This window comes from Bacillus pacificus (assembly GCF_020861345.1).
GTDB lineage: Bacteria > Bacillota > Bacilli > Bacillales > Bacillaceae_G > Bacillus_A > Bacillus_A pacificus.
In genome coordinates, this window is record NZ_CP086328.1 from 5,012,501 (window position 1) to 5,031,485 (window position 18,985).

The following is an 18,985-nucleotide window of genomic DNA, read 5'->3' on the forward strand; positions in this document are numbered from 1 at the left end:
GCCGTGTCTCAGTCCCAGTGTGGCCGATCACCCTCTCAGGTCGGCTACGCATCGTTGCCTTGGTGAGCCGTTACCTCACCAACTAGCTAATGCGACGCGGGTCCATCCATAAGTGACAGCCGAAGCCGCCTTTCAATTTCGAACCATGCGGTTCAAAATGTTATCCGGTATTAGCCCCGGTTTCCCGGAGTTATCCCAGTCTTATGGGCAGGTTACCCACGTGTTACTCACCCGTCCGCCGCTAACTTCATAAGAGCAAGCTCTTAATCCATTCGCTCGACTTGCATGTATTAGGCACGCCGCCAGCGTTCATCCTGAGCCAGGATCAAACTCTCCAATAAAGTTAGTTTGTCTAGCATCTAAAATAAAAATTGACGTTTCACGTTGTTTGTTTCGTTCAGTTTTCAAAGAACTGCTTCGTCGCTCAGAAGCGACTTTATTAATATAACATTTCGTTATATTTTCGTCAACAACTTTTTTCAATAAGTTGTTTTTCGTTTGTTTTGCTTGTTACCTTTCGTGGCAACGAATATAAATATACCAGTTTGATTATTAAAATGCAATAGTTTTTCTAATAAAATTTTTAACTTAGTAAAAAAGTATAAAAACAGCACTTTTCTTCTATATAAATATAATTTCTCCCAACATCGGCATCTAATGCCCCACGTTCATACTCAAATAAAAAAAGCTTTGGAAAAATCTCCAAAGCTTAGTCTTGTTTATGACGCATAGCAGGGAATAATAGTACGTCACGAATAGATGGTGCATTCGTTAATAACATAACAAGACGATCAATACCAATTCCTAGTCCACCTGTAGGAGGCATACCATACTCAAGAGCTTCAATATAATCATCATCCATCATGTGAGCTTCATCATTACCTTGTTCGCGTTCTTTTAATTGTGCTTCAAAACGTTCTTTCTGATCGATTGGATCATTTAATTCAGTGAATGCATTTGCATGTTCACGTGCAACAATAAATAATTCGAAACGATCTGTGAATCGTGGATCTTCGTCATTCTTTTTCGCAAGTGGCGAAATTTCTACCGGATGACCGTAAATAAATGTTGGTTGGATTAATTTATCTTCTACTTTTTGCTCGAAGAATTCATTAATAATATGACCAACTTCCATTGTATCCTTAATTTCTACATTATGTTCTTTTGCAAGTTCACGCGCTTCTTCTACACTCATCGGATTCCAGAAATCTGCTCCAGAATGTTCTTTAATTGCATCTACCATATGAAGACGTGTCCATTCTGGTTCTAGATTAATTTCATAATCACCATACTGGATTGTTGTTGTACCTAGTACTTGCTTCGCGATATGAGCAACCATATTTTCTGTTAGTTTCATAATATCTTTATAATCAGCATACGCTTCATATAATTCAATCATCGTAAACTCGGGATTATGACGAGTTGATACACCCTCGTTACGGAATACACGGCCGATTTCATAAACTTTTTCTAATCCACCCACAATAAGGCGTTTTAAATGAAGTTCAATTGCGATACGCATATATAATTCCATATCTAACGCATTATGGTGCGTGATGAAAGGACGCGCAGAAGCTCCACCTGCAATTGCGTGCATCATAGGTGTTTCCACTTCAAGATAACCATTGTCATCTAAGTATCTTCTCATTTCACGAATGATTTTACTGCGAGTAACAAATGTTTCACGGCTTTCCATACTTGTAATTAAGTCTAAGTAACGTTGACGGTAGCGTTGTTCAACATCTTTTAATCCATGATATTTATCCGGTAATGGACGAAGAGATTTCGTTAATAGCGTAAAGCTCGTTGCTTTCACCGAAAGTTCTCCAACGTTCGTTTTGAAAATTTTACCTTCAATACCTACTAAGTCACCTAAATCTGCTGTTTTAAATAATTCGTACTCTTCATCTCCAACAGCATCTTTACGAACGTAAATTTGAACTTGTCCATGTAAATCTTGAATATGTGCAAATCCAGCTTTTCCTTTACCGCGTTTTGTCATAATACGACCAGCGATAGAAACAGAGATTTCTTTCTCCTCTAATTCTTCTTTAGAGAACTCTCCATATAGGCTTAATAATTCATTTGTTGCATTTGTACGTTCAAAACGTTTACCGAACGGATCGATCCCTTGCTCACGTAAGTTATGTAGCTTTTCACGACGAACAAGCAATTGGTCGTTTAATTCTTCGTGGTTCATGTTATCCATGGTATTGATATCACTCCAGCTCTATTAATTTTTACAATATATACAGTATAGCATTTTCTACTCAACTAGAAAAACTGCCAGCAACTAACTGGCAGTTCTTCTTTCTTTCACGTAATTATAGGAAGTGTATAGAAGAATGTCAATCTTCCCTCCCTATTATTAACCAACGTGAATTGTTTGTTGTTTCGCTTCTACTTCTTCTACAAATGTACCTAATACATTCGCTAAGTCTTCACGCGTATTACAAGCATTGATACCATTACGTACAGTTGCATTACCACGAATGCCCTTTAAATACCAAGCTGCGTGCTTTCTCATCTCTCTTACAGCGACATTTTCATTCTTTAAATCGATCAGACGATCTAGATGCAACATACATACGTCAATTTTCTCACGTACTGTCGGTTCTGGCATTAATTCACCCGTCTCTAAATACTTTACCGTACGATAAATCATCCATGGATCTCCAAGGGCAGCGCGGCCAATCATAACACCATCTACACCGATTTCATCAAGCATACGCTTTGCATCTTGTGGCGTTGCGACATCACCATTTCCGATAACCGGGATATTTACAGCTTGCTTTACTTGTTTAATAATATCCCAATCCGCTTTTCCTTCATACATTTGTACTCGTGTGCGCCCATGAACCGCTACCGCTTGTCCACCAGCACGCTCAACAGCCTTCGCATTCTCGATTGCGAAAATATGATCCTCATCCCAACCAATACGCATTTTAACTGTAACTGGTTTTTCTACAGCATCTACAACTGCCGCTACCATTTCATATATTTTATTTGGGTCTAAAAGCCACTTTGCTCCTGCATCACACTTAACGATTTTTGGTACTGGGCACCCCATATTAATATCAATGATGTCTGCTGTCGTATATTGATCTACGTATTTCGCAGCATCTACAAGAGTTTCTTTCTCGCCACCAAAAATTTGTAAACTTAATGGCTTTTCTCTCTCATCAATATATAGCATATCTAATGTTCTTTTATTGTTCAGTAGTATCGCCTTATCACTTACCATTTCAGCACAAACTAGGCCTGCACCGAATTCTTTTACTGTCAAACGGAATGCAGAGTTACACACTCCCGCCATCGGTGCTAATACAACCGGATTTTTCATCTCAATATTTGCGATTTTTAACACTCGATTTACTCCTTCCTTCATGGTCACTTTGGCATTAGCTCATCTATCGAGACCTTCAATGCTTTAGCAACTTCCACTACAAAGTCTTGGGAAGGCGATCGATTCCCTCGCTCAACTTCACCTAAAACAGATACAGATACCCCTAATTCTTTTGCAAAACCTTCTTGCGTATAACCTTTTAGTTTTCGAAAAGCACGAATGCGTCTTCCCCATTTTTCTGCTTCCATACCGTTACTCCCTCTCGCCTTTTCATTTCTTCTACTTGTGAACGTGAAATGTTTTGTTTTATATCTTGATTAATCTCTAACAACGGAACGATAACAAAAGCTCTTTCGAACATCCGCGGATGCGGAACAATAAGATTCTCTGCTTCAATATTTTCTTGATTATATAGTAAAATGTCAAGGTCGATAGTCCTAGGTCCCCACCTAATTTCCCTTTTTCTTCCTAGATCATTTTCTACTTTTTGCGTTACTTTCAATAATTCTTGCGGTGATAAATTGGTAGAAATTTTTATAACTAAATTTAAAAAGCAACTCTGGTCAGTATAGCCAACCGGTTCCGTCTCATATACAGACGAAACATCCTCAACTTTGATATAAGGATTTTTATTCAGAAACTGAATCGCTTCAGTTAAATACGTATAACGTTCTCCAATATTTGAACCTAATGCAATGTAAGCTATATTATTCATGGACGTTCTCTCGTAATTTCTACCGCTACAGCACGATAATGTCCCGGTATCGGCGGATCTGGTTTAATTACCTTTATCGTACATCTTGAAATACTCTCATATTGTTTCAATATATCTGTAGCAATATTTTCAGCAATACTCTCTACAAGCTTATATGTTCTATCTTCTACAACTTTCCTACATAATTCGAAAAGCTCTCCATAATTAACAGAATGCTCTAAGTCATCACTTTCTCCTGCTTGTTTCAAATCCAATTCCACCGTTAAGTCCACTTTAAATCTCTGGCCCAATTTATTTTCCTCTGGGAATACACCATGATAACCGTAAAACTCCATATCATGAATATAAATTTTATCCAATTACTTTACCCCCTTACCAATCATCGCATCCATCATCTTAGCCATACGCGCCATTTCCTTCACATCATGAACACGAACAAACTCACAACCCTTTTCAATACCAAGACAAACGGTAGCTCCCGTCCCCTCAAGACGTTCTTCTACCGGTAAATCTAGCACATGCCCAATAAAGGACTTTCTCGAAGTACCTAAGAGAACTGGATAACCTAGTACGTTTAACTGTTCTAAATTACGCATCGCTTCTAAATTTTGTTCAGGCGTTTTAGCAAAACCGATACCTGGGTCTAAAATGATATTCTCATCTCGCACGCCAGCATCTTTAGCAATTTTAATACTGTCATATAAGTCAGCAATCATATCAGCCATTAAATTACGATAATTCATATTATCGCGATTATGCATTAAGATAATAGGTACATCGTAATGAGCTGCAACTTCAGCGATTTTTGGTTCCGCCTTCGCTCCCCAAATATCATTAATAATATGAGCACCAGCTTCAATTGCTTGTTTTGCAACTTCCGCTTTATACGTGTCGATAGAAATAGGCAATTTCACCTCTTTTGAAACAGCCTGAATCATTGGAACAACTCGTTTTATTTCTTCTTCCACCGATACTTTAGCAAAGCCCGGACGAGTAGATTCGCCACCAATATCAATAATATGAGCACCTTCTTCTCGCATTTCTTTCGCATGGCGCACTGCAGCATCTACCTCGTTGTAACTCCCACCATCAGAAAACGAATCTGGTGTTACATTTAAAATCCCCATAATTAACGTTTTTTCATTTAAGTTCAATGTATATTCGCCGCAGCGCAAATCATAATCCCACTTCAAACTACACATCTCCTCTTCGTAATTCATTTCTGCTCCACAATTTCTCTCTCTGCATTTCATAAAGATCCATAAACCTTTTTGTAACCACACCTACTTTACCCGGGAAATCTCGCCCCTCTATACGATTAAGCGGAACAATTTCTTGAATCGAGTTTGTTACGAAGACTTCATCAGCTGAAAGTAATTCATCTTTTGTAAAGAGACCTTCCTTTACTTCTATACCCATCTTTTCAGCAACCTTTATAATAAACGCACGAGTGATACCATTTAAAATCCCCGTTTTTAAAGAAGGTGTATATAAAATATCACCTTTTACAAAAAAGAGATTCGAAACAATGCCCTCTGCAACATAACCTGTTTCAGTAAGGAAAATACCTTCCTTATTCACAACATTGCCTATTTCGCGTTTCCCCAAAATGTTATTTAAATAATGGTGAGACTTCAAGCGAGATGCACCCTCTGGTGTATTTCTCACTTGATTTAAGACAACCCCTTCTTTTTCCACTACATCTCCCGGGGCCGCTAAAGGTTTTATAAAAACAATAATAGACGGCTCTTCATACATTTCTGTTTGCAATCCAATTTCATCTATACCCGCCGATACATTAAAACGGACATACGCATGCTCTAATTTATTCTTAACGAGTAAATTCTTCAAAATAAGTATTACTTCATCTTTCGTCATCGACCATTTAATTTGCAACGTATCCAGCGCATCTATTAAACGGTCATAATGATCATCCAATAAGAAAGGATGACCATTATAAATACGAAACGTCTCGAAAACTCCAAGTCCATATAAATAACCGTGGTCATACGGCGAAATTCTCGCTTCACTCGCTTCTACATACTGACCATTTACGTAAATTAACATGATGTCACACTTGGACTATATTTACGAATGAAATTCTGCAACAACTCTTTTCCGTGAGAAGTCATAATAGATTCCGGATGGAACTGTACACCTTCAATCGGTAATGTTGTATGACGGAGCGCCATAATTTCCCCTTCTTCCGTCCAAGATGTTACCTCTAAGCACTCCGGTAATGTCTCTTTCTTAACAATAAGGGAATGATAGCGCGTCGCAGTAAATGGATTAGGGATATCCGAAAAAATCGTCTTCTCATCATGATGCATAAGCGATGTTTTCCCATGCATTAATCGCTCTGCACGGACAACCTCTCCACCAAACACTTGCGCAATAGATTGATGCCCTAGACAAACCCCAAAAATCGGAATCTTTCCAGCAAAATATCGAATAACCTCCATACTAATCCCTGCCTCATTCGGACTACATGGACCTGGCGAAATCATTAAAAAGTCTGGTTTCATATTCTCAATATCTGAAATAGTCACTTCATCGTTACGTTTAACAACAAGCTCTTGTCCAAGTTCTCCAAGAAACTGCACTAAATTAAATGTAAAAGAATCATAATTATCAATCATTAATATCATTTCTCTCACCTAACCGTTTCTTCGCTACGTTCTTTTGCACGCCATAAAGCAATCGCCTTTTTTAACGACTCTTTATATTCATTTTCCGGATTTGAATCAATTACAATTCCCGCTCCCGCTTGTACATGCGCTTTTCCATCTTTAGCAAGAAGTGTCCTAATCACAATATTCAATTCTGTATCTCCAGAATAACCAATCCAACCAATTGAACCTGTATAAATCCCTCGGCGAACAGGTTCTAGTTCTTCAATAATTTCCATCGTACGTATTTTCGGGGCACCAGTAATTGTCCCCCCAGGGAATACAGCCTTCACTAAATCAAAAGCATCTTTATCTTCTTCCACCTCACCACGCACATTAGAAACAATATGCATAACGTGTGAGTATTTCTCAATTACCATAAATTCATCTACTTCTACAGTGCCATATTTACAAACACGCCCTAAATCATTTCGCTCTAAATCTACAAGCATGACATGCTCTGCTCGTTCCTTTTCATTCTCAATTAATTCTCTTGCCAACTCTTCATCCTCTTGCTCATTCGCCCCTCTAGATCTCGTTCCAGCAATTGGTCTTGTACTTACTTCAGTTCCTTGTTTCTTAATTAGCAACTCCGGCGATCCACTAACAATTTGAAAATCCCCAAGCTCCAAGTAACCCATATATGGAGATGGATTAATTTCGCGAAGACTTGTATAAATTTCTAATGGGTGTGTTTGTAACGTTCTTTCTTGTCTTGTTGACAAGTTCACTTGGAACACATCACCAGCACCAATATATTCTTGAATACATTCAACTGCCTTCATAAAACCTTCTTCAGTAAAAGCAACTGCTTCACTTTTCTTTTCAGGGCACGCAAACGGCATAGTCACTTCTGGCGCTTCTGTCGTCCAAAGAACCTTCCATTCATTTAATCGTTCTTTTGCCTCTTCATGCTTATCTGCATAATGTGTAATAATCCATAATACTTTTTCTTCTTGATCATACACAAACACATCATCAAATAATAAAAAGAATATGTCAGGTATATTAATATCATCCTCGGCAAGAGAAGGAAGTTTTTCAATATAACGGATGCAATCATAACTAAAGTAGCCAATTGCACCACCTTGAAAAGGCGGGTATTCCGGATTATAATCCGTTTTCCATCGCTCCATATATTCCTGCATTAAATCTAATGGGTTTCCTTGCTTTATTGTTTCCTTACCACTTTCACTTATATGTAACGTTTCACCCTTCCCTCGGATTACCGCTACCGGGTTTAACCCCACAATGTTATAACGACCGCCACGCCCACTCTCTAACAAAATATGTTGCGGTTTATCCTTAGAAAGAAATTTATATTGCTTAAAGAAATCTAACTGATATGGAATAGAAAGCGCTAAAGATTTTCTTCGTTGCATATCAACACCCCGTCTTCTTTTATCCCACCCTCTTAGATTAATCATTTCAAACTACATGTGTTATGTATATGGAGAATGATTATACTCGAGGGCTAGTGAAAATAAATTAATTATACTACCTCTTATTTTACATGAAGTTTTCTAGTCATTCACTCTTTTCCTATTTCCAATCCAAAAAGAAAAAGCATCCTTTTTCAAGGATGCTTTTTCAATCACATATAATTAAGACTCAAATTGATAAAGTGGTGTACTTAAATAACGTTCACCGTTACTTGGGATAATAACAAGTACCTTTTTCCCTTTGCCTAACTTTTTCGCAATTTCTGTTGCTGCATAAATAACTGCTCCAGAAGAGATACCAACTAGAATACCTTCCTCTTTCGCCACTCTTCTTGCATATTCAAACGCTTGCTCCGTTTTCACTTGAACAATTTCATCATATACTTCTACATCCAATGTCTCTGGGATAAATCCAGCCCCAATTCCTTGGATTTTATGTGGACCTGGTTTCCCACCGGATAATACTGGTGAATCCGCAGGTTCTACTGCATAAATTTTAATATCTTTATACGCTTCCTTCAGCACTTCACCAGCACCAGTAATCGTTCCACCCGTACCAATACCTGCAATAAACGCATCTAATTGGTCGCCCATTTGTTCAACAATTTCTGGACCTGTTGTTAAACGGTGAATTTCTGGATTCGATTGGTTTTTGAACTGTTGTGGTATAAAGTAACCATTCTCTTTTGCTAATTCAGTCGCTTTACGAATTGCTCCACCCATTCCTTCAGGCCCTGGAGTCAATACTAATTCCGCACCGTAAGCACGTAATAAATTACGACGTTCAATACTCATTGTTTCTGGCATTACTAAAATTGCCTTATATCCTTTAGCAGCCGCTACCATCGCTAAACCAATTCCCGTGTTACCACTTGTCGGTTCAATGATTGTATCGCCTTCTTTTAATAATCCTTTTTTCTCAGCATCTTCAATCATAGCTAATGCGATACGATCTTTAACGCTGCTCCCTGGATTCATAAATTCTAATTTTAAGTATATATCTGCGCTGTCTGATTCTACGATGCGGTTCAACTTAACGATCGGCGTTTTCCCGATTAATTCTGAAACTGATTGTGCCACTCGCATTCCTGTCACTCCTAACACCGAGTATTTTTATTGGTTTTATCTATATTTAGATTTTGTCAGAAAATTCCCTGTTTGTCAATGTATTTAGAGGGCGAATTCCCTTATTACAAATTCTCAATTAAATTTGTAATATCTTCTTTAGAGAACTTGTATCGCTCATTACAGAAATGACAATGAACTTCTGTTTCTTCTTCTTCTTCACGAACTTGCTCTAACTCCGTTTTACCTAAACTAATTAACACACTCTCGATACGTTCGCGAGAGCATGTGCAATTAAATTGAACATCCATCGTTTCTAATACTTTTACCTTATCTTCTCCAAGGACTGCATACAGTAACTCTTCTGGAGAAAGCCCTTGTTCGATCAATGTTGATACAGGAGGAATCTTCTGTAAACGCTCTTCAATGAATGAAATTGTTTCTTCCTGTGCACCTGGCATAATTTGAAGAATAAATCCACCCGCTGCTAATATGCTATCATCTCCATTTACAAGGACACCAACACCTACAGAAGAAGGCGTCTGCTCAGAAACTGCAAAATAATACGTGAAGTCTTCTCCTAATTCTCCTGAAACAATTGGAGATTGACCAATAAACGGCTCACGCATACCAATATCTTTAATTACCGTTACAAATCCTTCAGTACCTACCGCCTGATATACACGTAATTTCCCTTGTTCTGTTCCTTCAAAGTCAACATGTGGATTCGTTACATAACCACGCACATCCCCATTTGCATGAGCATCTACTAAGATCGGACCAATCGGGCCATTACCTTCTACCTTAATCGTTAGCTTTTGGTCACCTTTTAACATTGCACCCATCATTGTACCTGCAGTTAAAGAACGACCAAGTGCTGCTGAAGCTGTTCTCCATGTATCATGACGTCTTTGCGCCTCACTTACCGTATTTGTAGTACGTACACTATACGCACGCACTTCACCATCAAACGCTAACGCTTTTACTAAATAATCTTTCATATTTATTTATTCACCTTTCTCATGCTGTAAATTTGCATTACGCTCATATAACATATACAAACCTTTTAATGTTAAGAATGGATCTACAACATCAATTACATTCGATTCTTCTGAAATTAATTTCGCTAATCCACCTGTTGCAATAACTTTTGGTTCTTGTTTAGCTTCCTCTTTCATGCGCTTAACAATACCTTCCACTTGTCCAACATAACCATAAAGAATACCAGATTGCATCGCACTTACCGTATTCTTCCCAACAACACTGCTTGGTTTTGTAATTTCAATACGAGGAAGTTTTGCCGCTCTACTATATAAAGCCTCTGCTGAAATCATAATTCCCGGTGTAATAACGCCACCCATATAATGCTTTTCTTCGTTAATATAACAATATGTAGTAGCCGTACCAAAATCGACAATAATAAGCGGACTTCCATATAAGTGAATTCCTGCTACTGCATTTACGATTCGATCCGCACCTACTTCACGTGGATTTTCATATTTAATATTTAGCCCCGTTTTTATTCCAGGGCCTACTACAAGCGGCTTAATTTTAAAATACTTTTCACACATGCGCTCTAAAGCAAACATAATTGGTGGTACGACTGAAGACACGATAATACCTTTCACATCTTCAAACGAAAGACCCTCATGCTCAAGCAACTGTTTTACAAGCATTCCATATTCATCTTCTGTCTTATGACGATCTGTTTCCATGCGCCAATGTTGACGAAGTTCCCCCTCTTCAAACACGCCCAGTACAGCATTTGTGTTCCCTACATCCAATACAAAAATCATATTCTCACCACTTATCTTATTTAATCTATATTTGTGCAGTATGTATAAAACTTATAAAAACATCATATCACACATACTTATATAATCAGCTTTTCTGTCCTCATCATTTTACAAAAAGATTACTCCCTATTTCAATTTTTAATACCAGATTTATTTAAATTCTTTTTCTACTTCATTTCGTTACACAAATAAAAAAAAGGAGTGACCACCGTCACTCCTTCATTTCTTACTTATCTTCTGATTCTTCATCATCCTTCTTCATGTTGATGTTTACTTTCACATCAGCTGAAGATGTTGGACGTTCTGGCAATCTGCCATAATCACATAAATGATTGATTTGCTCAGCATCTAACGTTTCTACTTCAAGTAACGTTTTTGCAATAAGATCTAACTTATCACGATTTTCAGTAAGAATGTCTTTTGCACGAGCATAACATTCTTTCATAATCGTTTGCATTTCCACATCGATGTCGTGTGCAATTGCATCACTGTAGTTTTGTTCTGAATGGAAGTCTCTTCCTAAGAACACTTGACCACCTTGTGAGCTACCAAATTGCATTGGTCCAAGCTTATCACTCATACCAAATTCCGTTACCATACGTCTTGCAATGCCAGTCGCACGTTGGAAGTCGTTGTGAGCACCTGTACTCACTTCACCAAATACAATCTCCTCGGCTACTCGACCACCAAGTAAACCAGTAATTTTATCAAGTAACTCTGGCTTTGTCATGAAGTAACGATCTTCTTTCGGAAGCATTACTGCATATCCACCAGCTTGACCACGAGGGACAATTGTTACTTTATGAACGACATCTGCTTCATCAAGAACAACACCAATTACAGTATGGCCTGCTTCATGGAAAGCAACGATATTACGTTCTTTTTCAGAGATAACACGACTTTTCTTAGCCGGACCTGCAATAACACGATCCGTTGCTTCATCAATGTCACTCATATCAATTTTCTTCTTATCTTGACGCGCAGCTACTAACGCAGCTTCGTTTAATAAGTTTTCAAGATCGGCACCAGAGAATCCCGGTGTACGAGTTGCAATTGCTCTTAAGTTGATATTCTCATCAAGCGGTTTATTACGAGCATGTACTTTCAGTACAGCTTCACGGCCATTTACATCTGGACGATCTACTGTAATTTGACGGTCAAAACGACCTGGACGTAATAATGCTGGGTCAAGAATATCAGGACGGTTTGTCGCAGCGATGATAATAATACCTTCGTTTGCACCGAAGCCATCCATTTCAACAAGTAATTGGTTCAACGTTTGCTCGCGCTCATCATGGCCACCACCAAGACCCGCACCACGTTGACGTCCTACTGCATCAATTTCATCAATGAAAATGATACAAGGAGCATTTTTCTTTGCATTTTCGAATAAATCACGTACACGTGATGCACCGACACCGACGAACATCTCTACGAAGTCAGAACCACTGATAGAGAAGAACGGAACGCCTGCCTCACCTGCAACAGCACGTGCTAATAAAGTTTTACCTGTACCTGGAGGTCCAACTAATAGAACACCCTTCGGAATACGGGCACCAACTTCAGCGAACTTACGAGGATCTTTCAAGAATTCAACTACCTCAACAAGCTCTTGTTTCTCTTCATCCGCCCCAGCAACATCTCTGAAACGAACCTTTTTCTTTTCGTCATTATATAACTTCGCCTTACTTTTCCCGAAGTTCATAACACGGCTACCGCCGCCCTGAGCTTGGTTTAACAAGAAGAAGAATAAAATGAAGATAATAACAAACGGAATGATAGAAGTAAAGAATGTTACCCAAGCACTTGTTTCTTCTGCTGGTTGATACTTAACTTCAGCACCTTGCGCTTTGTCATTAATTTTCTTTTGTAATTCCTCAGTATTTGGTGCGTAAGTAACAAATTGTTCTCCTTGGCTAGAGTTGTTAAATTGTCCTTTTACCTCAAACACACCATTTTTCGGTTGAAGTTGCACATTACGAACTTCACCTTTTTCTAGTTTAGTAATGAATTTATCGTAGCTAACTGATGTCGTTTTTTGTGTCGAACCATTAAAATAGCTCACGATTCCAATTACTACTAGGAATATCAGTAAATAAAAGATGGTATTACGGAAGATACGATTCATTCCTAACCTCCTCTCACGGCATAAACACTATAGTAAATCGTAACATAGAAAAACTTTCCTATACAATTGTGACGCCTGTATTTAATTAATTTGAGTAAACGCTTGGTTTTAGTACTCCTACATAAGGAAGATTACGGTACTGCTCTTTATAATCTAATCCATACCCTACAACAAATTCATGCGGTACAGTAAATCCAACATAATCCGCTTTCAAATCTACCTTACGGCCTGTTGGTTTATCTAATAACGTAACAATTTTTACAGACTTCGCTTTACGATATTTAAATAGGTCTACTAAGTAGCTTAGCGTAAGACCACTATCAATAATATCTTCAACGATTAAAATATCGCGACCTTCTACAGAAGTATCAAGGTCTTTTAAAATTTTCACTTCGCCTGTTGAAACAGTTGAGTGACCGTAACTAGATACAGCCATAAAATCCATTTCAAGATATGTATCTGTTCTCTTTAATAAATCTGCCATGAATGGCATTGCACCCTTTAGTACACCAATCGCAAGAGGTACTGTGTTTTTATAATCCTCTGCAATAATCGCGCCTAATTCGAGCACCTTTTCTTGTATTTGCTCTTCAGAAATTAATACTTTTTCGATATCTTGATTCATCATTTCATTATCCTCCCGGAAGACTCCTTGCTTTTGTAGTGAATAATCATATATTTATCCTTCTTTGCTGTCTCTTTCGAGATAGCAAATGCAGATCGCTTCAACAAGGGTAACCAAATAACATTCCCTCTTGCATCACAAACGACCGGCCATTCTTCTCTTTTTTCTCTTGGTACTTTCGCTTCGATAAAAATAGCTTTTATCTTTTTGGTGCCATTCATACCTTGTATTGACATGCGATCTCCATTTTCTCTAGAACGAACACGAAGTGGATATGATATATCATTATACTTAGCAACAAAAACTGTTTCATTCATGTTACTTGGTATATCTTCGCTCACCTCTGTTACAAGCTTATCCCCGTTCGATAGCGTAATTGTCCCGGGCACTGATAAATCTTGTAAAAAAGGGGAAACAATTTCTTGTTTAAATCCAAAGCTGCACTCCTCGTATGCGCGAACAATTTTTAAATCACCTGGGAAATCAAGTGAACCCGAAGGTTGTGTCCGCTTAAAAAACTCAATCACTTTGTCAATATGTATAGAGGAAAGAGAAGATGGAATCTTATATTCATAAAGATAGTTTAATATTAGTTGAATCCCTCTTCTTTGTAAAGGCATAGACATGGATTCAAAGGCAGGAATTGATAAGCTAATTTGTTTATCACTTTTTTTTGTAATTACTTTATTCATTTTCTCAAAAGCTAATTCCTGCAAATACGCCTCATCCTCTTGCATCTGCATGCTAAATTTTTGGAATTTCTCATGCACTTGTGGATTTTCTTCTTTCAAATGAGGAAGAACATATTTACGTAATCGATTCCTTGTATATACTTCCTTTTTATTACTTGGATCTATACGAGGAATTATTTTTAACTTATGACAGTAATCAACAATCTCTTCCTTCGTTACTCCAAGTAACGGCCTAATTAAATACCCATTATGAAAAGGACGCTTCACTGCAATGCCTGCATATCCTTTCGGAGTACTCCCTCGTACAAGGCGCATTAAAATTGTCTCTACTTGATCATCACCATGATGTCCAAGAGCTACATACCTCGCATCATATTTCTTCATTATTCTTTCCAAAAATGCATATCTGCATTCTCTAGCAGCAACTTGTGCATTCATCCCGTATTGCTGTTGATATTGCGACACATTAATCCTTATCGTTTCGCAAATAACTCCTAGCTCTTTACAAAGGTCTTGCACAAACTGTAGGTCCTCATGAGATTCATCACCTCGAAACATATGATCCACATGCGCCACTACAATCTCAAACTGTTTTGCTGCTCTTTTTTCTAACAAATAATATAGAAGAGCCACAGAGTCAGGACCACCAGAAACACCCACAACAATTGTTGAGCGTTCCTTTAATACATCATGCTGCTTTACAAAGTCATCTACCTTTTCAACAAATGTATCTTTCAACTTCGTAATCACCTTTCATTAAACAAGAACAGCAACGTTAGTTACCTTGTTTATAATGGTACAACTTTTACAAACATTGTGCAAAAAAAAGATATACAAAAATTACATTTTTATCTTACATCATTCGTACATATTCACAAAAATAATAATATTATCTTTTAAAGCAAAAAACCTAGGCATCCACCTAGGTTTTTAGAAAGAAACATCATATTTCAAGTTTCACTTTATTGCGCTTGCATTCCTACAATTGGAATGGTAGCCCACTTCGGCATATTTTTCTTCACTTTCGCTACTACAATAGTCATATCATCATTTATATAACCATCGCCAGATCGAATCACCTCTTCCATAATGATATCAGCAATTTCTTGCGGATCTTCAGTTTGTAATTCTTTAATTTTCCGCTTCATCCATAATTCATGATTCTCCACATGCTGCGCGCCCTCAAAAATCCCATCACTCATCATAATAAGAATATCACCTGTTTTTAATTGCTCACCCACTACATCAACTTCAACATCCTCAATAATTCCCATTGGTAAATTACTTGCTTCAATTTTCAAAATATTATTTGCGCGTTTAACAAAACTCGGCGTCGATCCAATCTTTAAAAACTTCGCACTCGCATCCCGCAAATCTACCATAGCTAAGTCTAATGTCGTAAACATCTCTTCTGTTGTTCTTAAAGAAAGAATAGAGTTAATAGATTTAATCGCTATCTCCTCATCAATGCCTGACTGAAGTATTTTTTGTAATAATTTCACTGTTTCTTTACTCTCCATATGAGCTCTTTGCCCATTTCCCATGCCATCACTAATTGCAAGGGCATATTTCCCAACACTTAAATCCATCATTGCATAAGAATCACCCGAAACAAACCCACCGCCTTTCGCGGCTGTGGCCAAGCCGGTATCAAGGGAATACGTTTTTGCTGAACCAAATGATATTAAACTGTGGCCGTTCGGATAAGAAGATTTTTCTTCATGTTTCACAACTATGTTTTCCTTCAGGATATCAGAAAGCATTGGTGCAACTAATTTTTCACACTCTCCATGTTCATTAGATGCAACTGGAATCAACATTTCAATATCAATACTTCCTCTATCTAAACAATAAATATCAACATGCTCTATTTCTACACCAAAATCACGAAATGCTTGCAGAATCTGCTCTTCCTGTACTTGATGATTTTCTCTTTCCCTTTGTATCTCCTTGGCAAAATCCTCCATAACTTTTGATACACCTAACAATTGCTCTGCTACTATTCTACGATTTTCTTTCATTTGTTTTCGTAATTTTTGTCCCTCATAGAAGTGATCTAATTCACCTGCTACTAAATCCGTCACTTTCTTTCCTCTCACACAATGCTTGTCCCATTCACGAACTAACTTCCGATTATGCTGCAGAGTTCCTTCTTCTGTTTCGCTCATTATTTGTTTCATATAATCGTACGTTTTATCGAAATTAACTACCCAGCATTGGTCCTTTTTAAAACATGTTTGACATGTTTTTGCAGTAATTGTACTTAAAAACAAATCTGCCTCCGTCTCTTTATCTTCCTCCTCCACATATCCATATACAGAAAAGCTATTAGATAAAGCAGCAAATACATTGGCAAATTGATTGATTTTATTCGCTGTAACATCACGCATCCTTCTTAAATACTGTTGTTGATCTTGCGAATGCTCCTGTGTACCTGGCATAAATTTAGCAATACGATCCATAACAAGTTTCGGTGTTAATAAAAAGAAAGCAATCGCCACACCAGATTCAATTAAAGTTGTCACAATGTTTGTTTGCTTGTCTACATATAGCGTAATCAAGCTTGTCCCAATTAATAAACCTAAACTAACACCTAAGCGTTTCCCTTCTTTTAACAAACCACCAAGCAATCCAGAAAAAGCAAGCAGACTAAGTTGGGACAAACTAGAGACATTTGCTAAGCTTAATATTAACCCAGTGACGACCCCTACTGTAGATCCTGTAGCCGCTCCTGCGATAAACGCAAACACAAGCACTAAATACCTAGTAAAAATATGTTGAATAGAAGCGTCATATATGAACCAATCTGTTGTACCAGTTAAAACAGATGCTAGTAATATAATTAAACAAACAATTTCTTCTGTCTCTAACGCTTGTTGTTTCCCTTTTCTTTCTACTAAAAGCGGGACACTTTGTAAAAATATCATAGTTAATACGAAGCTAAGCCCTGCCTCAATCGTACTAACGAGTAAATCGTACATGGTAACAGTTTGTTGTGCAAAATATACGACAACTAAATGTGCAGTTAATGCGGAGATAAATACTTGGAATGGTACAAGTCCAACAGTTTTACGTGTAAACCGACTAAAGAAGATATTATAAATGAAGAAAGTAAAAATAGATGCAAAGGTAAAGAATAAATTATCTATCGAAACTGAAAGTGCGCCCCCCATTAGAGCCAAGAACGCGAGCGGCATTTTATCCCGCTTCATAACATAAACAGCTGCAAAAAACGGCAGTGCAAACGGTAAAATGTTTGTTAATATATATGCTCGTCCCAAAAGAAAACCAATAACAACAATAATAAATCCCCATCTAAAGAAAACTTGCTCAAACTTCATTCGCAACTTACTCGTCCACTTTACTCCTCCAAGCTGACCTTCATTCATTGCCAATGCACTTGTATTCATAGTATTCCTTCCTGCTTTAGGCATATTTTTAACACCACCTGCATAGTTTAATTACTGTCATTATAAAAGATGATTATTGGGATTTTTGTCAAAACAACAGTTTTCACTTTTATAATCGTTCGACTTTTTATTCGAAATAACTCTACATATATACACAGTATGTATTTTATTTTTAATATTTTAATCGAACATTCAGAAAATATAGGGTGATTTTGTAGAAGTGTTGTATGTCTTAATTTATTTAACAAAAAAAGATCATGCGCATTTGCATGATCTTTTTAGATGACCCGTACGGGATTCGAACCCGTGTTACCGCCGTGAAAGGGCGGTGTCTTAACCACTTGACCAACGGGCCGTTAAATTAAATATAGCGGCGGAGGGGATCGAACCCCCGACCTCACGGGTATGAACCGTACGCTCTAGCCAGCTGAGCTACACCGCCATGTCGTCTTATTTAACGGACAATTAGTATCTTACCTCAGATATAATTTAAAGTCAACACATCTTGAAAACTTTTTTAAAAATATATTTTCACATATAAAAAAGCACCCTGAGCAATCGCCCTGGGCACCTCTCTATATTCTAAGAATTAAACGTTCTTATTATCCGCGACGTGCGCCACGGCCACCACGTTTAGATTCAGTGTTACGCTTTAAAGAAGTTAAACGATCTTCACTGTCCTTTAAGAAACGTGCCATCTTTTGCTCGAATGTTTCTTTTGGAGCGCGGTCGTTACCGCCACCACGGTTATCTCTGTTGAAAGAACGATTACGTTGTGGACGTCCAGAACGTTGTTGATCACCACCGCGTTGGTATTCACCACGTGGACGATCTCCTTCTGTTTTTTCACGCTCTTTCGCTTTTTTAATAGATAGACCGATCTTACCATCTTTTTCAACGTTAATAACTTTTACTTCTACTTGGTCGCCCACTTTTAAGTGATCGTTAATATCTTTCACATAATTATCAGCAACTTCACTAATATGAACAAGACCCGTTAAGCCTTCTGGCAGCTCCACAAAAGCCCCAAAATTTGTAATACCTGTTACTTTACCCTGTAACTTGCTGCCTACCTCGATTGACATAAAAAAAATGCT

Annotated in this window: 17 protein-coding genes, 2 tRNA genes and 1 rRNA gene (1 of these 20 only partly in view); all 20 read right to left on the reverse strand. The window is 37.8% G+C overall.

Annotation, left to right across the window (positions count from 1 at the left end):
- A 16S ribosomal RNA gene (locus tag LMD38_RS25840) occupies positions 1 to 341 on the reverse strand; it reaches 1,210 nt to the left of the window's first position.
- A 368-nt stretch (positions 342 to 709) separates the two neighbouring features.
- Positions 710 to 2,209: a lysine--tRNA ligase gene (gene lysS, locus LMD38_RS25845; protein ID WP_016716244.1), complete on the reverse strand. Its 1,500-nt coding sequence runs from the start codon at positions 2,207 to 2,209 to the stop codon at positions 710 to 712.
- A gap of 159 nt (positions 2,210 to 2,368) precedes the next feature.
- Entirely contained in the window at positions 2,369 to 3,367 is a 999-nt protein-coding gene (gene dusB, locus LMD38_RS25850; protein ID WP_000912258.1) for a tRNA dihydrouridine synthase DusB, read from the reverse strand.
- A gap of 23 nt (positions 3,368 to 3,390) precedes the next feature.
- Positions 3,391 to 3,594, reverse strand: a complete 204-nt coding sequence (locus tag LMD38_RS25855) for a helix-turn-helix domain-containing protein (protein WP_000387027.1) — start codon at positions 3,592 to 3,594, stop codon at positions 3,391 to 3,393.
- Entirely contained in the window at positions 3,546 to 4,061 is a 516-nt protein-coding gene (gene folK / locus LMD38_RS25860) for a 2-amino-4-hydroxy-6-hydroxymethyldihydropteridine diphosphokinase (RefSeq protein WP_001059445.1), read from the reverse strand. Before folK ends, LMD38_RS25855 begins: the two co-directional genes overlap by 49 nt.
- Complete coding sequence (folB, locus tag LMD38_RS25865) at positions 4,058 to 4,420, reverse strand: dihydroneopterin aldolase (protein WP_000358059.1); 363 nt, start codon at positions 4,418 to 4,420, stop codon at positions 4,058 to 4,060. Before folB ends, folK begins: the two co-directional genes overlap by 4 nt.
- Positions 4,421 to 5,281 carry a dihydropteroate synthase gene (folP, locus tag LMD38_RS25870; RefSeq protein WP_016716243.1) on the reverse strand — a complete coding sequence of 287 codons (861 nt, stop codon included), beginning with the start codon at positions 5,279 to 5,281 and terminating at the stop codon, positions 4,421 to 4,423. It abuts the gene before it with no gap.
- On the reverse strand, positions 5,256 to 6,128 hold the full coding sequence (gene pabC, locus LMD38_RS25875; RefSeq protein ID WP_000909878.1) for an aminodeoxychorismate lyase: 873 nt from the start codon (positions 6,126 to 6,128) through the stop codon (positions 5,256 to 5,258). The genes folP and pabC overlap by 26 nt, the downstream gene beginning before the upstream one ends.
- Complete coding sequence (gene pabA, locus LMD38_RS25880; protein ID WP_000602301.1) at positions 6,122 to 6,709, reverse strand: aminodeoxychorismate/anthranilate synthase component II; 588 nt, start codon at positions 6,707 to 6,709, stop codon at positions 6,122 to 6,124. The genes pabC and pabA overlap by 7 nt, the downstream gene beginning before the upstream one ends.
- Before the next feature lie 5 nt (positions 6,710 to 6,714).
- The gene (pabB, locus tag LMD38_RS25885) at positions 6,715 to 8,112 is read right to left on the reverse strand and encodes an aminodeoxychorismate synthase component I (RefSeq protein ID WP_227585632.1); all 1,398 of its coding nucleotides are present in this window, start codon (positions 8,110 to 8,112) and stop codon (positions 6,715 to 6,717) included.
- Positions 8,113 to 8,334: 222 nt separating this feature from the next.
- Complete coding sequence (cysK, locus tag LMD38_RS25890) at positions 8,335 to 9,258, reverse strand: cysteine synthase A (RefSeq protein ID WP_001261701.1); 924 nt, start codon at positions 9,256 to 9,258, stop codon at positions 8,335 to 8,337.
- A gap of 104 nt (positions 9,259 to 9,362) precedes the next feature.
- The gene (gene hslO / locus LMD38_RS25895) at positions 9,363 to 10,238 is read right to left on the reverse strand and encodes a redox-regulated molecular chaperone HslO (RefSeq protein WP_000656366.1); all 876 of its coding nucleotides are present in this window, start codon (positions 10,236 to 10,238) and stop codon (positions 9,363 to 9,365) included.
- 6 nt (positions 10,239 to 10,244) lie between these two features.
- The gene (locus LMD38_RS25900) at positions 10,245 to 11,033 is read right to left on the reverse strand and encodes a type III pantothenate kinase (protein WP_000578367.1); all 789 of its coding nucleotides are present in this window, start codon (positions 11,031 to 11,033) and stop codon (positions 10,245 to 10,247) included.
- A gap of 226 nt (positions 11,034 to 11,259) precedes the next feature.
- Positions 11,260 to 13,161 (reverse strand): ATP-dependent zinc metalloprotease FtsH, encoded by a 1,902-nt coding sequence (ftsH, locus tag LMD38_RS25905; RefSeq protein ID WP_001079658.1) that lies wholly within the window; start codon positions 13,159 to 13,161, stop codon positions 11,260 to 11,262.
- Positions 13,162 to 13,246: 85 nt separating this feature from the next.
- Positions 13,247 to 13,789 (reverse strand): hypoxanthine phosphoribosyltransferase, encoded by a 543-nt coding sequence (gene hpt / locus LMD38_RS25910; RefSeq protein ID WP_000981838.1) that lies wholly within the window; start codon positions 13,787 to 13,789, stop codon positions 13,247 to 13,249.
- On the reverse strand, positions 13,786 to 15,216 hold the full coding sequence (gene tilS, locus LMD38_RS25915; protein ID WP_000655455.1) for a tRNA lysidine(34) synthetase TilS: 1,431 nt from the start codon (positions 15,214 to 15,216) through the stop codon (positions 13,786 to 13,788). The genes hpt and tilS overlap by 4 nt, the downstream gene beginning before the upstream one ends.
- 224 nt (positions 15,217 to 15,440) lie before the next feature.
- The gene (gene spoIIE / locus LMD38_RS25920) at positions 15,441 to 17,912 is read right to left on the reverse strand and encodes a stage II sporulation protein E (protein ID WP_001123528.1); all 2,472 of its coding nucleotides are present in this window, start codon (positions 17,910 to 17,912) and stop codon (positions 15,441 to 15,443) included.
- A gap of 259 nt (positions 17,913 to 18,171) precedes the next feature.
- A tRNA-Glu gene (locus LMD38_RS25925) sits at positions 18,172 to 18,243 on the reverse strand.
- A gap of 13 nt (positions 18,244 to 18,256) precedes the next feature.
- Positions 18,257 to 18,330: transfer RNA gene (locus tag LMD38_RS25930), tRNA-Met, on the reverse strand.
- A gap of 160 nt (positions 18,331 to 18,490) precedes the next feature.
- Positions 18,491 to 18,973: a S1 domain-containing RNA-binding protein gene (locus LMD38_RS25935; protein ID WP_000021452.1), complete on the reverse strand. Its 483-nt coding sequence runs from the start codon at positions 18,971 to 18,973 to the stop codon at positions 18,491 to 18,493.
- Between the last annotated feature and the right edge of the window lie 12 nt (positions 18,974 to 18,985).

Bases quoted from the DNA above. Each gene is read 5' to 3' on its own strand.
- lysS (WP_016716244.1), bottom strand. From the start codon at position 2,209: ATGGATAACATGAACCACGAAGAATTAAACGACCAATTGCTTGTTCGT.
- LMD38_RS25855 (WP_000387027.1), bottom strand. From the start codon at position 3,594: ATGGAAGCAGAAAAATGGGGAAGACGCATTCGTGCTTTTCGAAAACTA.
- folK (WP_001059445.1), bottom strand. From the start codon at position 4,061: ATGAATAATATAGCTTACATTGCATTAGGTTCAAATATTGGAGAACGT.
- folP (WP_016716243.1), bottom strand. From the start codon at position 5,281: ATGAATTACGAAGAGGAGATGTGTAGTTTGAAGTGGGATTATGATTTG.
- pabC (WP_000909878.1), bottom strand. From the start codon at position 6,128: ATGTTAATTTACGTAAATGGTCAGTATGTAGAAGCGAGTGAAGCGAGA.
- pabA (WP_000602301.1), bottom strand. From the start codon at position 6,709: ATGATATTAATGATTGATAATTATGATTCTTTTACATTTAATTTAGTG.
- pabB (WP_227585632.1), bottom strand. From the start codon at position 8,112: ATGCAACGAAGAAAATCTTTAGCGCTTTCTATTCCATATCAGTTAGAT.
- cysK (WP_001261701.1), bottom strand. From the start codon at position 9,258: ATGCGAGTGGCACAATCAGTTTCAGAATTAATCGGGAAAACGCCGATC.
- hslO (WP_000656366.1), bottom strand. From the start codon at position 10,238: ATGAAAGATTATTTAGTAAAAGCGTTAGCGTTTGATGGTGAAGTGCGT.
- LMD38_RS25900 (WP_000578367.1), bottom strand. From the start codon at position 11,033: ATGATTTTTGTATTGGATGTAGGGAACACAAATGCTGTACTGGGCGTG.
- ftsH (WP_001079658.1), bottom strand. From the start codon at position 13,161: ATGAATCGTATCTTCCGTAATACCATCTTTTATTTACTGATATTCCTA.
- hpt (WP_000981838.1), bottom strand. From the start codon at position 13,789: ATGATGAATCAAGATATCGAAAAAGTATTAATTTCTGAAGAGCAAATA.
- spoIIE (WP_001123528.1), bottom strand. From the start codon at position 17,912: ATGCCTAAAGCAGGAAGGAATACTATGAATACAAGTGCATTGGCAATG.
- LMD38_RS25935 (WP_000021452.1), bottom strand. From the start codon at position 18,973: ATGTCAATCGAGGTAGGCAGCAAGTTACAGGGTAAAGTAACAGGTATT.